Source organism: uncultured Sphingomonas sp., from assembly GCF_964243315.1.
Classification (GTDB): Bacteria; Pseudomonadota; Alphaproteobacteria; order Sphingomonadales; family Sphingomonadaceae; genus Sphingomonas.
Genome location: NZ_CAXTEM010000001.1, coordinates 45,728 through 58,943, shown reverse-complemented (window position 1 = coordinate 58,943; position 13,216 = coordinate 45,728). Strand labels below are relative to the sequence as shown.

General features: G+C 64.8%; 9 protein-coding genes. 4 read left to right on the top strand and 5 right to left on the bottom strand.

What is annotated here, in order from left to right; genetic code table 11:
• Nucleotides 1-24 precede the first annotated feature (24 nt).
• From ACFE77_RS00220 to ACFE77_RS00210, 3 genes are all read left to right on the top strand, one after another.
• A complete protein-coding gene (locus ACFE77_RS00220; protein WP_375419601.1) occupies nucleotides 25-1,578 on the top strand; it encodes a tryptophan halogenase family protein in 1,554 nt (517 codons plus the stop codon).
• On the top strand, nucleotides 1,575-3,113 hold the full coding sequence (locus ACFE77_RS00215) for a tryptophan halogenase family protein (protein WP_375419600.1): 1,539 nt from the start codon (nucleotides 1,575-1,577) through the stop codon (nucleotides 3,111-3,113). Before ACFE77_RS00220 ends, ACFE77_RS00215 begins: the two co-directional genes overlap by 4 nt.
• Before the next feature lie 127 nt (nucleotides 3,114-3,240).
• Nucleotides 3,241-4,242, top strand: a complete 1,002-nt coding sequence (locus ACFE77_RS00210; protein ID WP_375419599.1) for a M48 family metalloprotease — start codon at nucleotides 3,241-3,243, stop codon at nucleotides 4,240-4,242.
• 78 nt (nucleotides 4,243-4,320) lie between these two features.
• Here ACFE77_RS00210 and ACFE77_RS00205 read toward each other — a convergent pair whose 3' ends face one another.
• Nucleotides 4,321-4,713, bottom strand: a complete 393-nt coding sequence (locus ACFE77_RS00205; RefSeq protein WP_375419598.1) for a hypothetical protein — start codon at nucleotides 4,711-4,713, stop codon at nucleotides 4,321-4,323.
• Nucleotides 4,714-5,222: 509 nt separating this feature from the next.
• On the opposite strand from ACFE77_RS00205, the gene ACFE77_RS00200 reads away from it, so the two are divergent.
• The gene (locus tag ACFE77_RS00200; RefSeq protein WP_375419597.1) at nucleotides 5,223-8,225 is read left to right on the top strand and encodes a TonB-dependent receptor; all 3,003 of its coding nucleotides are present in this window, start codon (nucleotides 5,223-5,225) and stop codon (nucleotides 8,223-8,225) included.
• A gap of 69 nt (nucleotides 8,226-8,294) precedes the next feature.
• Here ACFE77_RS00200 and ACFE77_RS00195 read toward each other — a convergent pair whose 3' ends face one another.
• From ACFE77_RS00195 to ACFE77_RS00180, 4 genes are read right to left on the bottom strand one after another with little or no spacing between them, the layout of a single operon-like run.
• A complete protein-coding gene (locus ACFE77_RS00195) occupies nucleotides 8,295-9,986 on the bottom strand; it encodes an alpha-L-fucosidase (protein ID WP_375419596.1) in 1,692 nt (563 codons plus the stop codon).
• Complete coding sequence (locus tag ACFE77_RS00190) at nucleotides 9,983-10,789, bottom strand: SGNH/GDSL hydrolase family protein (RefSeq protein WP_375419595.1); 807 nt, start codon at nucleotides 10,787-10,789, stop codon at nucleotides 9,983-9,985. Before ACFE77_RS00190 ends, ACFE77_RS00195 begins: the two co-directional genes overlap by 4 nt.
• Nucleotides 10,789-11,601, bottom strand: coding sequence for a GDSL-type esterase/lipase family protein (locus ACFE77_RS00185; RefSeq protein ID WP_375419594.1), 813 nt, complete (start codon nucleotides 11,599-11,601; stop codon nucleotides 10,789-10,791). The genes ACFE77_RS00190 and ACFE77_RS00185 overlap by 1 nt, the downstream gene beginning before the upstream one ends.
• 46 nt (nucleotides 11,602-11,647) lie before the next feature.
• Complete coding sequence (locus ACFE77_RS00180) at nucleotides 11,648-13,144, bottom strand: tryptophan halogenase family protein (RefSeq protein ID WP_375419593.1); 1,497 nt, start codon at nucleotides 13,142-13,144, stop codon at nucleotides 11,648-11,650.
• Nucleotides 13,145-13,216 lie beyond the last annotated feature (72 nt).

Below are 13,216 nucleotides of genomic sequence, written 5' to 3'. Positions count from 1 at the left end.
CAGGACAGGTGAGGAAGTGGCGAGATGAAGAAGCGCGTCCTCATCGTCGGCGGCGGCACCGCGGGCTGGCTGACCGCAGGCTATCTCGCCAAGCGTCTGAGCGCCGATCTGCCGGGGGGCGTTGCGATCACGCTGGTCGAGTCGCACGACATCGGCGTTCTTGGGGTGGGCGAGGGCACTTTCCCGACGATCCGGCGGACGCTGGCCACGATCGGCATCGACGAAGCGGATCTGGTCAGGCGTTGCGGCGCGACGTTCAAGCAGGGCGCCAAGTTCGTCCACTGGCGCAACGCCCCGGGCGAGGGCCCGACCGATCATTATTCGCACCCCTTCCAAGTCGCGGATGCGAGCGGCGGGCTCGAACTACTCCCTTACTGGCTGCTGGGGCTGGGTGGATCCGAGAATTGGGACGAGGTCTCCAGCCCGCAGAAGAAGGCGGCCGATGCGCGTCGCGCGCCCAAGCTGCCCAGCCATGCCGATTATATCGCGCCGCTCAACTACGCCTTCCACTTCGACGCGATCGCGCTCGCCGCTTTGCTGCGCGAACAGGGCATCGCCAATGGTGTCACGCATCTGGTCGATACCGTTACCGAGGTGATGCTCGATGCCGACGGATCGATCGGCGGTGTTCGAACCAATCGCCACGGAACGCTCGACGCCGATCTCTACATCGACTGCACGGGTTTCCGCGCCGAGTTGATCGGCAAGGCGATGGGCATCCCATTCCGTTCGTGCCGCGACGTCCTGTTCTGTAACCGGGCGGTCGCGGCGCAGATCCCCTATCCCGGTGAGCGCGACCCGATCGCGTCATATACCATTTCCACCGCCCAACAGGCGGGCTGGACCTGGGATATCGGGCTCGATCGGCGGCGGGGCATCGGCCATGTCTACTCGTCGGATCATATGGACGACGAGGCCGCGGAGCGCGTGTTGCGCGGCTATCTGGGGCCGGCAGGTGCCACGGCGGAGGTGCGTCGCTTCAAGTTCGAGGCCGGCTATCGCGAGATCAACTGGCACAAGAACTGTGTCGCGGTCGGGCTGTCGAGCGGCTTCTTCGAGCCGCTGGAGGCAACCGGGATCGCCTTTGCCGAAGTATCGGCCGGCATGATCGCGAACCTGTTCCCCTGGGGCGGCGACTACGAAACGTCCGCGCGGCAGTTCAACCTCAACCTGCGCCGCCGCTACGAGCGGGCGTTGGACTTCATCAAGCTCCATTATTGCATCTCGGAGCGGCGGGACACCGCCTTCTGGCGCGACAATGTCGGCGCGGGGTCGATCCCCGATACGCTTCAGGAGATGCTAGAGCGCTGGCGGTTCCGCTGGCCGAACGAGCTCGATATCGACACGCAGATCGACATCTTCACCGAGCCGAGCTGGCAATATGTGCTCTACGGCATGGGCTGGAAGACCGACCTTACGGCAAAGGCCGGGTCGCTACGCTACCATGACGATGCGCGCCGAGCGTTCGCGGAGGTCAGGCGGCAGGCCGACTATGCGATCGCCAACCTGCCATCGCACCGCGATCTCGTCGACTATGCGCGGTCGCACCGCTTCGGCCCGGGTCGGGCGGCGGCATGACCGGAAGCGCGCCGCAGCCGGTCCGCAAGGTCGTCATCGTCGGCGGTGGCACCGCCGGGTGGATGGCCGCGGCCGCGCTGTCGCGGCTGACCGCCGCCGGCGTTGCGATCACGCTCGTCGAATCGGACGAGATCGGGACGATCGGCGTCGGCGAGGCGACCATCCCATCGCTGCACGACTTCAACCGCATGCTCGGCATCGACGAAGACGAGTTCGTCCGCGCGACCCGCGCGACCTTCAAGCTCGGCATTGAGTTCGTCGATTGGGGTCGCCGCGGCGACCGCTACCTTCATCCGTTCGGCACCTATGGCCGCGACGTCCAGGGCCTCAAGTTCCACCAATTATGGCTCCGCCAGGCGCGACTAGCCGGCGCGATGGGCGATGTCGGCCGCTTGGACGAATACTGCCTGTCCGCGGTGGCCGCGCACGCCGGGCGTTTCACCAGGCCGTCGGCGGATCCTGCGGCGGTGCTGGCGTCGCTTGGTTATGCGTTCCATTTCGACGCCGGTCTCTACGCACGCTTCTTGCGCAACATGTCGGAAGAAGCCGGCGTCACTCGGATCGAGGGGAAGGTGGTCGCGGTCGATCGGGACGCGGTGACCGGGCACATCGCTGCGGTCGCGCTGGCCGATGGTCGTCGGATCGAGGGCGAGCTGTTCGTGGATTGTAGCGGGTTCCGCGCGTTGCTGCTCGGCGAAGCCCTGGGTGTGCGGTTCACCAGTTGGCAGCACTGGCTACCCTGCGACAGCGCACTCGCGGTGCCGAGCGCGAGCGGGGGCGCGCTGCTGCCCTATACCCGCGCCACGGCAGGGCGTGCGGGGTGGCGCTGGCGCATTCCGCTTCAGCACCGCACCGGCAACGGCCATGTCTATGCGAGCGCATTCTGCAGCGATGCCGCGGCGGAGGACGATCTGTTGCAAGGGCTCGACGGTGCCGCGCTCGCCGAGGTTCGTAAGCTGCGGTTCGTTGCCGGCGTGAGGGAGCGTCTGTGGGAGGGCAATTGCGTTGCGCTGGGCCTCGCGGGAGGCTTCCTTGAGCCACTGGAGTCGACGAGCATCCACCTGATCCAGTCGGGCATCGCGCGTTTGCTGAGCCTGTTCCCGGATGCGAGCTTCGCAGGCCCCGAACGCGACGAGTACAACCGACTGCTCGGGCTCGAATATCAACAGGTCCGCGACTTCATCATCCTCCATTATCACGCGACCACCCGCAACGATTCCGCCTTCTGGGACCATTGCCGGACGATGCAGATCCCGGCCTCGCTGGCGAGCAAGATAGACCTGTGGCGGAGCAAGGCCCGGGTGATCCGCGACCAGGGCGGCCTGTTCACCGAGGATAGCTGGATCGCGGTGCTCGCGGGGCAGGAGGCGCCGCCTGCATCCTACGATCCGCTCGTCGACACGCTGTCGATCGAAGAAAGCGCGCGCTTCATGCGGCACATGCGCGATCTGATCGGCAAGACCGCCGCCGCGATGCCCCGTCACGAGGACTTCATCGCGCGGCATTGCCGGGCCGATCTCGCGAATGCTGCATGATCTGAGGTCTCCCACCGGCGCTGACATGCGGCGGTCGGAACGGCAAGGTGGCGCTGGCGTTGTCCGATATGATGCGCGATGCAGCTACTCCGAACGTACGAGAGCGTCGCGACAAAGGGGGAAAAACATGAGCAGGCACTTCTCTGCGGCTGCCGGCATAGTGGCGCTTGTCACGATCACCGCACCGGCACCGTCACTGGCTCAGTCCGCCAACGCAACCCGCTCCATCTCGGCGTCGGACAAGGCGACGGGCGCTCAGGCGAACCCACAGCTCACCGCCGAATTTGGCGGCGCTTACACCGGACCGCAAGCAGCCTATGTGACGCGGGTCGGGCAGCGGGTGGCGGTCGAGTCCGGACTGTCCAATGCACGCGGCGACTTCACCGTCACGCTGCTCAATTCGCCGGTAGAGAATGCCTTCGCGATCCCCGGCGGCTATGTCTACGTCACGCGCCAGCTGCTCGCGTTGATGAACTCGGAGGCGGAGCTCGCCTCGGTACTCGGTCACGAGGTCGGGCATGTCGCGGCGCGCCACTCCGCCAAGCGCAACACGCGCGCACAGATCGGCGGCATCGCGGCGGCGATCGCCGGGCAGCTGACCGGCAGCAGCCTTGCATCGCGCGGCGTCGGTGCGGTGAGCCAGCTCTACACGCTCGGCTTCAGCCGGCAGCAGGAGTATGAAGCGGACGGCTTCGGCGTGCGCTACATGACGGCTGCCGGCTATACCCCCTATGCAGCGGCCGACATCCTCGAACAGCTGAACGATGAGGTGGCACTCGGCGGTACCATCTCCGGCAAGCAGACCAAGCAGCCGGGCTTCCTATCCACACACCCGAACGGGCCCGATCGCGTCGCCCGGGCGCGCAAGCTGGCGGAGGCAACGAACAAGCCGGACACGACGGATCGGCAGGACACCGTCTTCTTGCGAATGCTGGATGGCTTGCCGTACGACGATGGGAGCAAACGGATCCGCATCGTCACCGTGAAGGCTGGAGACACGGTGGCCAGTGTCGCACGGCAGATGGCCTATCCAGATTATCGCACCGAGCGTTTCGCCGTGCTCAACGGCGTGGACGCACAGGCACCACTCACCCCCGGTCGATTGATGAAGGTCGTCGTCGCACGTTGATGACGTGAGAACGGCTAGATCGCGTTCGACGAGGTAGGCGCGAGCTCTGTCGATCACTGGGAGAGGGGCAGGCGGCCGTTATGCTGCTACGTTCGTGTCCTTCGCGAGCAGCCACGTCTCCGCTTCGATCGTGTTTGTGAACACGCGAGCGTCCCGGTCGCCTAGCGTGCGCTGAAGCTGCATGCGCGCGAGCGCCGAGGAGACCACGAAGGCGAGCCGGCGTGAGCGGTGGGCAGGGTCGGCGAGAAACGAACGCCAGCGCGGCAGGACGTCCTGATCCTGTATCGCCAGGCGGCTGATGTCGTTGATCGTCAGCGGTCCGCCGCTAGGGCCGCATCCAAGCCGTCGGTGCGCTTGCATCAGTTCGGCTTGAAACCGTTCGATGTCGCCGATGCTGAAGAAGCCAGCCATGCGGATGCGCACCAACTCACGTGGTGGATCGACGTCGATCGAGAAAGTAGCCGAGAGCATGGCTGTGAGATTAGCCGAGAACGACTACGACTGAGTTAATGCTACCCATACGTTAGCTTTTCATATACGAGAAAAGCCATCGACGGATCTTCTTCATTGGCGGTTGAGCCCAGCAACAACGTCGCCAATTTATTGTCGGACTAATAAGATCCAGCCAGCTAGGTACAGTGTAGCTGGTAGGGATCATCGCCGTCGGGGTGCTTGCCTATTCACAGAGCCGCGTGGCGATCATACGGGTGGGCTTGCTCCTTTGATCAAGTGAGCGATGATCGTTGTCGCGATCGCCTTGGTATTTACTTGCCTGCTGCCGAGATGGTCGAACCGCATAGTGTGCCGGTTACTGCGGTACTCGGAGTGATTAAGCGGCAATCCTACGCATCGCCCCGGATCACCGGCGTCTTGCTACATGTTAAGAGCGAACCATACGCTTGCATATCGATGCGATCTGCCGCTACAATTGTCAGAGCAATAGCCGTCATCATCGGCAGGCTGACAGGGAGAGGCACGTGATGCGCAAGTCGTTCATCCTCAATACGGCATCGGCGATGACGCTGCTGATCGCGACCGCCGCCGAGGCGCAGACGCCGCCGCAAACCGGCGGTGTGGTCAGAGACAAGGCCGAGCAGCCGTCGGACGGTACGCCGGCGCGTGGCACCGGCGACGCAGCGGCAGATCAGGCGGGCGGGAACGTCAGCGATGCCGCCGCGAGCCAGGCTGGGGGCACGAGTTCCGAGCCGGGCACGGCCGACGCGTTGGGTGAGGACATCGTCGTCACGGGTGTCCGGGCATCGATCGTCGGCGCGCTGAATGTGAAGCGCAACGCGATCCAGATCGTCGACTCGATCGTCGCGGAGGATGTCGGCAAGTTGCCGGACAATAACGTGGTCGAGGCGCTGCAGCGGGTCACCGGCGTGCAGGTCACCAACCGCACCGGCGGCGAGGCCTCCGGCATCTCCATCCGCGGCCTTCCCGACGCGCTCACCACGCTCAACGGGCGCAACATCTTCACCGCGGCAGGGCAGGCGTTCGCGCTTCAGGATATCCCGGCCAACCTCGTCAAACGCATCGACGTGTACAAGACCCGTGCCGCCGAGCAGATCGAAACCGGCATCGCGGGGCAGATCGACGTCTTCACGCGGCGCCCGTTCGACTTCGACGGGTTCGCGATCGCGGCCTTCGCGCGCGGCATCTACAACGAGCAGGCCGACACGTATAATCCGAACGTCAGCGCGCTGATCAGCGACCGTTGGACGACGGGGATCGGCGACATCGGCGTCCTAGTCAATGCGAGCTATAGCCGTACGAAGTACCGCGACATGAGCGTGACTGCGGGCGCTCAAGTGCCGTTCGCGAACGCCACGCCAGCGGCTGGAACGGGGCTGTCGCCATATCAACGGATCTTTCCGGTCGCCACCGACCCGCGCACCGGCGCCGTCATCCGCGCACCAGGATTGGGCGAATGGCAGTTGGGCACGGATCGCGGGCTTGCCGACGCGGCTGGATCGACGATGCTCGTCAACGGCGTATCCACCCCGTATCTCCTGTCCCGCGACGCAGTATTCTCGTCCGACCTGCGCGGCCTGCGCGAGCGTCCGTCGGCCAATATCGCGCTGCAGTGGGCGCCGAACAGCAGCTCGACCTACACAGCCGAGGTCTTCTATTCGGGCTTCCGTGGGAACACGTTCAACAGCCTGCAATTCAGCTTCGTCGACTTCTGGGATCCGGCGCCGACGTCGGTCCAGCTTTATGACGGCACCAACATCGTCCGGTCGCGCAATGCCTTCAACGTCTTCGGCTTCCAGAGCGGCGACTATGCCAGCAACAAGACCGATGGCTTCGTCTATGCGTTGAACGGCAAGTGGGATGTCGGTGAAGGCGGTCGGATAACGGCCGATCTGTCGCGGCAGACGAGCAAGAACAAGACGACGTTCATCGCGCAACGCCTCACCCGCGTCGCGAACCGGATCGATGTCGACTTCAACACCGGCAACGGCATCCCGTCCTATCACTTCGCCGACGACACGCTGCTCACGCAGCCGGGCACATGGACGGTAGGCGAATTGTTCGACAACGCCGACACCAACAAGGGCGGCGCCTACACGCTGCACCTCGATGGCGAGTACAAGTGGGACGAAGGCTTCGTCCGGCAGGTGAAAGCCGGCATCCGTTATGACGATCGTAGCGCACGGTCGTTCTCGCGCACTGCGGACGCCGGTGCACTGAACGTGCCGTTCTCCAGCTTGGATCCGAAGTTCCAGTACACCAACAGCGGCTTCTTCGACGGCCGGGCAGATGTCCCGACCTCGTGGATCGCACCGAACGGCTATGCGCTAGCCTCGAACACGGACGAGATCCGGCAGCGCTATCTCGATCGACGCGTATCGGCGGCCAACCCCACCGGCGTATCGATCAACAACATCCGTCTCGGCAACGACCTCGCCTTCATACCCGTGTTCCGGGTGAGTGAGGTCAACATGGCAAGCTACATCCAAGCCGATACCGAGATCGCGATCTTCGGTCGGCCGCTGCAAGGCCAATTCGGGCTGCGCTACGTCGATGTGGATACCGACGTGACCTTCACCGACCGCTTTTCCGGCGTGACGACCAGCGGGTCGGTCAATGCCAACCGCTTCCTGCCCGCGGTTACCTTGCGGTTCGAACCGTTCGATGGCGTGCGGCTGCGCGCCAATTACGGTCAGACCCTTCGTCGTGCGGCGTTCGGCGATCTAAACCCGAACTTCACGCTGACCGGCGACTTGACCCAGGTCGGACGGGGATCGGGCTCACAGGGCAATCCCGGTCTCCAGCCCACGCGCTCGAAGAATTACGACCTGAGCGCCGAATGGTATTTCGATCGGGACAGCGCGATCTACACGACGCTGTTCCGTCGCGAGATCCAAGGTTTGGTGGTGCCGATCAGCTCGCTGATCCAGATCCCCAACACCGGGTTGAACACCAGCCAGTTCGTCATCACGCGGCCGGAGAACGCATCGAATGGCGTGCTGAAGGGCGCGGAGGTCGGGTTCACCCTGTTTCCGCAATGGCTGCCCAGCATCTTGAAGGGCTTGGGCGCGCAAGGTAGCTTCACCTTCCTCAAATCGTCGCAGAACATCCCGCAGGTCGACATCAACGGCAATGTCACCGGCCAAACGAGTTCGGCGTTCTTCGGCGTGTCCGACTTCTCCTACAACGTCACCGCGGCGTATGATCGTGGCCCGATCGGTGCGCGCTTGTCCTACGTTTGGCGCAAGGCGTTCCTGGCCCGCAACGAGGCGCGTCTATTCGCCAATCCGATCGGCGTGTGGCGCCGCCCGGAAAAGAGCCTGGACTTCCAGCTGACCGCGAAACTAACCAAGCGGCTCGGCCTGACCTTCGACGCGGTCAACCTGACCAAGGCGAAGCAGCAGGAATATTACAAGTTCGAGGATGCGGGCGGGCAGGATCAGTACAACCTCGGCACGGTCCTGCTCTCGCGGACCTTCGCACTCGGCATCCGCTACGCGCTCGATTGATCGAAGGAACGATGCAGGCACCGACCGATCGGCAGGTGCCTGCATCCCAATTCGACAACCGAGGGACCTTCAGTCCGTCAGCCCGTCACCGTTGATGACCAAGGCGAGCCCGATCGCAGTACGAAGGGCTGCCGGCACATCGACTTCGAGCGCGTCGGCGGTTCGCCGGAACGGCAGTGCAGAACCACCCGGTAGCGTAACGCGCTCGATCGTGCCGCGGCCTACGGGATTGTTGCTGCCCAGCAGCGTCATGCGGACCACGTTGTTGTCGGGCCAGCCCAGAACGAGCGCGTGCAAGGCGTTCCCCTTCCTAACGTAGCGAATGTCGCGCGGTGTGTAGCCGGAGTCCTGGCCACCTTCCGAAAAGCTGCCGCCGCCGGAGCCCGTCGGGCCCTCTGCGTGGATGCGCCACGGTCGCGTGCCGTAGATCGCCTCGCCATAGCGCCGCATCCAGGCGCCGATCGCCTCGACGATCTCGCGCTCCTTGGCATCGATGGTGCCGTCGCCCCGGATCGGCACGCTCAGCATCATGTTGCCGTTCTTGGACACGACGTCGCACAGGGTGTGCAGCACTTTCGCCGGCGTCTTGTAGCGGTTTTCCCGCGGGTATTGCTCGCCGTAGAACCAGTTCCCGAGGCACGTCTCGGTCTGCCACGGATACGGATCGATGAAGCCCTTCTGCCCGCGCTCGACGACGTCGACCAGCCCCATGCGACGCTCAGGCGCGGTCTCCTTGGCGGTGCACACAGCGTCCAGCTCGCCGCCATTGCGGCGCATGTTCTGATTGTAGAAATAGGCGGCGATATCGAGCCCGGCCTGACCCAGAGGCAGGTCGTGATTGTCGAAATACAGCATGTCTGGCTGGTAGCGGTCGATCAATTCGCGGCAGCGCAGTAGCCATCGACTGACGAAGCCGGCGTCGGGTGAAGGACCTTCGTTCCAGAGGCCATCGGTCGCGGCATGCCAGGCATTGGCTTCGGCGATCGACCCGATACCGTCCGGCATCTGCATCGTCGCGCCGCCATAGAGCTGCTGCGGGTCCAGACCGTCCCACCATTTGCCGCGGCCGTCGGCGCGCGTCAGCCGCGCGGCGTCGTAGCGCTGACCGCGTCGTGGCCCCTCCGGGTCATAGCCGTAAGCCGGCTGGTTCCAGTGCCAGGCATGGCCCGAATGGTTCGACACCGCGAACCGCAGGCCGCGTTCACGCGCGAGCGTCGCCCAGGTGCCGACGATATCCTTCTTCGGCCCGACGCGTGTCGAGTTCCACGCGTGATGGGACGACGCGTAGCAATCCAGATTGTCATGGTGATTGGCGAGCGCCATGAAGTAGCGGGCGCCGGCGTGCTTGTAGAGGTCGAGCAGCTCTGCGGGATCCCAGCGCTCCGCCTTCCAGGCGTTCTGGATTTCCATGAAGCCGCTATCGACGGGATGCCCGTAGCGTTTCAGATGGTGGGCGTACGACGGATGGCCCTGCAGGTACATGTCACGCGCGTACCAATCGTCGCCCGCCCCCGGCACCGACGGCGCACCCCAGTGCGCCCAGATGCCGAACTTCGCATCGCGAAACCAATCCGGAGCCGTATAGCCGGCGGTAAGCGACGCCCAATTGCCGGTGAAGCTTGCCGGCGCAGGCACCGCGACGGGGCGGAGCGCCGCACGGGAGGATTGGGCGGGTCGGGCTGCCCCCGTGACTACTGCGGCCTGACCGAGTCCGAGCGCGGCGGCGCCCGCCAGTACTTGCCGTCGATCCACGGGCATCATCGTGCGTTCCCCAGCGTCTGTGCGATCGCCGCGATGGCCAGGGGGCGCATGATCGCATAGCCTGCAGGCGTCGGATGGACGCCGTCCGTCGCCAATCCCGGTCTCATGCCGCCGTCCCGCGTTGTCATCGCCATGTGGTAGTCGACATAGGTGTAGCCGTGCGCCTTGGCGTAGTCGCGCAGCCAGGCATTGAGCGACATGATCTGCGGAGCGGGACGCTTGTCTGGATTCCAGGGGAAGGCGGCCGCGGGCGGGATCGAGGCAAGGATGACCTTGATGCCGTGCGCGTGCGCCAGCTCGGCCATGGTTTCGATATGACCCCGAACGGTGTCGATCGTCGCCGCGCCGGTGTTGCCGGCGATGTCGTTGGTTCCAGCCATGATGTGAACCGCCTGCGGGCGCAGCGCGATCACGTCCTGCCGAAAGCGCAGCAGCATCTGCGAGGTGGTCTGCCCGCTGATCCCGCGATCCAGCAACCCGCTGGTGAATAGTGCCGGGTCCGCACCGATCCAATTGTCGGTGATCGAGTCGCCCATGAAGACGACGCGTACCGGATCACGCTGCGCGGCGTTCTGCGCACGGTACCGGCACAATTGACCATGGTCGCGGGTAAGCATGTGCAGGTTCCACATCTGCCAGGATTGTCCGTTGGCTGGCTTGGAGTGGACGGGGCAGGGGTCTGCGACAATCCCGACCGGATCACCCGCATAAGGGTCGCCCGGCACGTTGGTCTGAGCCGCAGCCGCGGCGGCGAAGGACGCCCCGAACATGAAACTCGCCAGATATGTAGGCAGTCGGCGCATCATCGTTTCCCTTTGCGTGTCTTGTTGAGCGACGCCGCGATCGCGGCTTCGGCGATCGGCACCATGCGAGCGTAGCCGGCCGCAAGCGGGTGGACACCGTCGGCCGAGTAATGTGCTGCCATCAGCCCCTGGCGGTCCACCAGCGCATGATAATAGTCGGCAAAGGCATAGTCGCGGCGCCGGCAGAACCGTTCCAGCCACGCGTTCAGGGCGCGCAGCTCGTCAGGATTTCGTTCCTTCGTGACGTTGCGCGCGGCTTCGCTGTAGTCGTTCACCGGCAAGAGGGATCCGAACACCACTGCGATGCGGTGCCGGTCGGCGAGATCGGCCATTGCCTCCCAATTGGCTTCGACCTGCTCGGGGCGTTCCTGCTGGAGAAAGCCTTGCACGTCGTTGACGCCTGCAAGGATCACCACCGCGGCCGGCTTCAACGCTATGACATCCTGATGGAACCGCAGCAGCATCTGCGCCGTGACCTGGCTCCCGATGCCACGATTGACGTAGCGCCGACCGGGGAAGCTGACGGCCAGATCCCATTTATCGGTGATGGAATCGCCAAGGAAGACGACGCGGCGCTCGCCCGGGCGCGGCGCAGGCAGCGCGGCATTGGCGGGCTGGTAGATGTACCGCTCGCCGAAATCCTGCATCAGGACCGGGACGAGCTTGGCCCGGAAGGGGTTCAGCCACGGGCCCCAATCCTTGTCGACGGTGGTGCGCCGCTCCGGCGAGCTCTGATAATCGGTGCCCCAGGCAGAAGCAGGAAAGGCGCAGAGCAGCAACGGGCCAAACAGGGCCGCTGCCGTGCGCTTCATGTGAGCAGCTCGGAGAATACCGACACGAGCAGTGCTCATGAGGCTATCACGCGGTAGCGCGGCAATGCCGCTCGATGAACTGGTCGTGGGTAGGCATGGTCTCGACCCCGCGGCGGACGAGGTTGCGCATCCGATCGAGTTGCGCCGCGATGTCTGCCTCCGGCATCGCGGCTGCGATCGGGTCGAGCCGCTGCGGGCGCAGGCCCTGGCCCAGCATCACCGCGACCCAGGAGGATTCGGTAAACAGGTCGCCCGGCTCCACGAAGACCCGACCGTGGCTGCGGAACAGATCCATCCGGTGTCGCAGGCTGTCGGGGATATCCATGGTCCGGACCTGATTCCAGAAGGCGGAGTCATCACGGCGGGTCTGGTGATAATGGAGGATGATGAAGTCGCGGACCTGCTCGAACTCCCGGTCCATCAGGCGGTTATATTGCTCCACATCGGCGGCGGCGAAGCCGCGATCGGGAAAGAGCGACATCAGCGTCACGACGCCGCGCTGGATCAGATGGATGCTGGTCGATTCGAGTGGCTCCACGAAACCGGCGGCCAGTCCGAGTGCGACGACATTGCCGTTCCACATCAGCCGGCGCTTGCCCGTCTTGAAGCGGATCGGGCGTGGGTCGGCGAGCGCCGGTGCGTCGAGACCGGCCAGCAATTCGCTGGCGGCTTCGTCGTCCGAGAGATGCTGGCTACAATAAACGTGGCCATTTCCGGTTCGGTGCTGGAGCGGGATGCGCCAGCGCCAGCCGGCGCCCCCCGCCGTCGCGCGCGTGTAGGGAGTTCGCGGCGTGGTTGCCTCGCTCGGGACGGCGAGCGCGCGGTCCATCGGCAGCCATTGCGACCAATCGGTGTAGCCGGTGTGCAACGCCTCCTCGATCAGCAGGCCGCGGAAGCCCGAACAGTCGATGAAGAGATCGCCCGGTAGGAGCGCTCCGTCGTCGAGCACGAGCGACTCGACATGGCCGCGCGCGTCGAGGGTCGCGGACTGGATGCGGCGCTGGACGTGGACGACACCGCGCGCCACCGCCTGCTCTCGCAGGAAATCGGCGTAACGGGCAGCATCGAAATGGAGCGCATACGCGAGCCGTGAATGGACGTGCCGCGGGTCGTCCGGCGGGCGGGTGAAGCGCCCGGCGCGCGCGGCGGCGATCGTCATCGAATAATCGTCGAGCGCCGCGCCGCCGTTGCGTAGCCAATGGTGATGGAAATGCACGCCGTGGAGATCGGCGCCATAATGGCCGAAGGGGTGGAAATAGGTGTCCCCCACCGCGCCCCAGTTCCGGAATTCGATGCCCAGCTTGAACGTGGCGCCGGTCCGACGGACCAGCTCGTCCTCGTCGAGGCCAAGAAGGCGGTTCAACGTCAGGATCGGCGGGATCGTGGCCTCGCCGACACCCACGGTTCCGATCTCGGGAGATTCGACGAGCGTGACGCTGGCTTGGCCGGCGGGGATCGCACGCGAGATCACGGCCGCTGCCATCCAGCCCGCGGTGCCGCCGCCTGCGATCACGATCCGCCGGATCGGTCCATCCTGGCTCATCCCACTCTCCCGTTGGTGACCGAGCCTAACCGATGCGGAAGCATACTTGTAGTATGCATATCTAAAAAGTAT

What these genes read in the sequence shown, in the direction of transcription:
- ACFE77_RS00190 (WP_375419595.1), bottom strand. Translation starts at nt 10,789, where the DNA reads ATGCGCCGACTGCCTACATATCTGGCGAGTTTCATGTTCGGGGCGTCC.
- ACFE77_RS00215 (WP_375419600.1), top strand. Translation starts at nt 1,575, where the DNA reads ATGACCGGAAGCGCGCCGCAGCCGGTCCGCAAGGTCGTCATCGTCGGC.
- ACFE77_RS00220 (WP_375419601.1), top strand. Translation starts at nt 25, where the DNA reads ATGAAGAAGCGCGTCCTCATCGTCGGCGGCGGCACCGCGGGCTGGCTG.
- ACFE77_RS00185 (WP_375419594.1), bottom strand. Translation starts at nt 11,601, where the DNA reads ATGAAGCGCACGGCAGCGGCCCTGTTTGGCCCGTTGCTGCTCTGCGCC.
- ACFE77_RS00210 (WP_375419599.1), top strand. Translation starts at nt 3,241, where the DNA reads ATGAGCAGGCACTTCTCTGCGGCTGCCGGCATAGTGGCGCTTGTCACG.
- ACFE77_RS00205 (WP_375419598.1), bottom strand. Translation starts at nt 4,713, where the DNA reads ATGCTCTCGGCTACTTTCTCGATCGACGTCGATCCACCACGTGAGTTG.
- ACFE77_RS00200 (WP_375419597.1), top strand. Translation starts at nt 5,223, where the DNA reads ATGCGCAAGTCGTTCATCCTCAATACGGCATCGGCGATGACGCTGCTG.
- ACFE77_RS00180 (WP_375419593.1), bottom strand. Translation starts at nt 13,144, where the DNA reads ATGAGCCAGGATGGACCGATCCGGCGGATCGTGATCGCAGGCGGCGGC.
- ACFE77_RS00195 (WP_375419596.1), bottom strand. Translation starts at nt 9,986, where the DNA reads ATGATGCCCGTGGATCGACGGCAAGTACTGGCGGGCGCCGCCGCGCTC.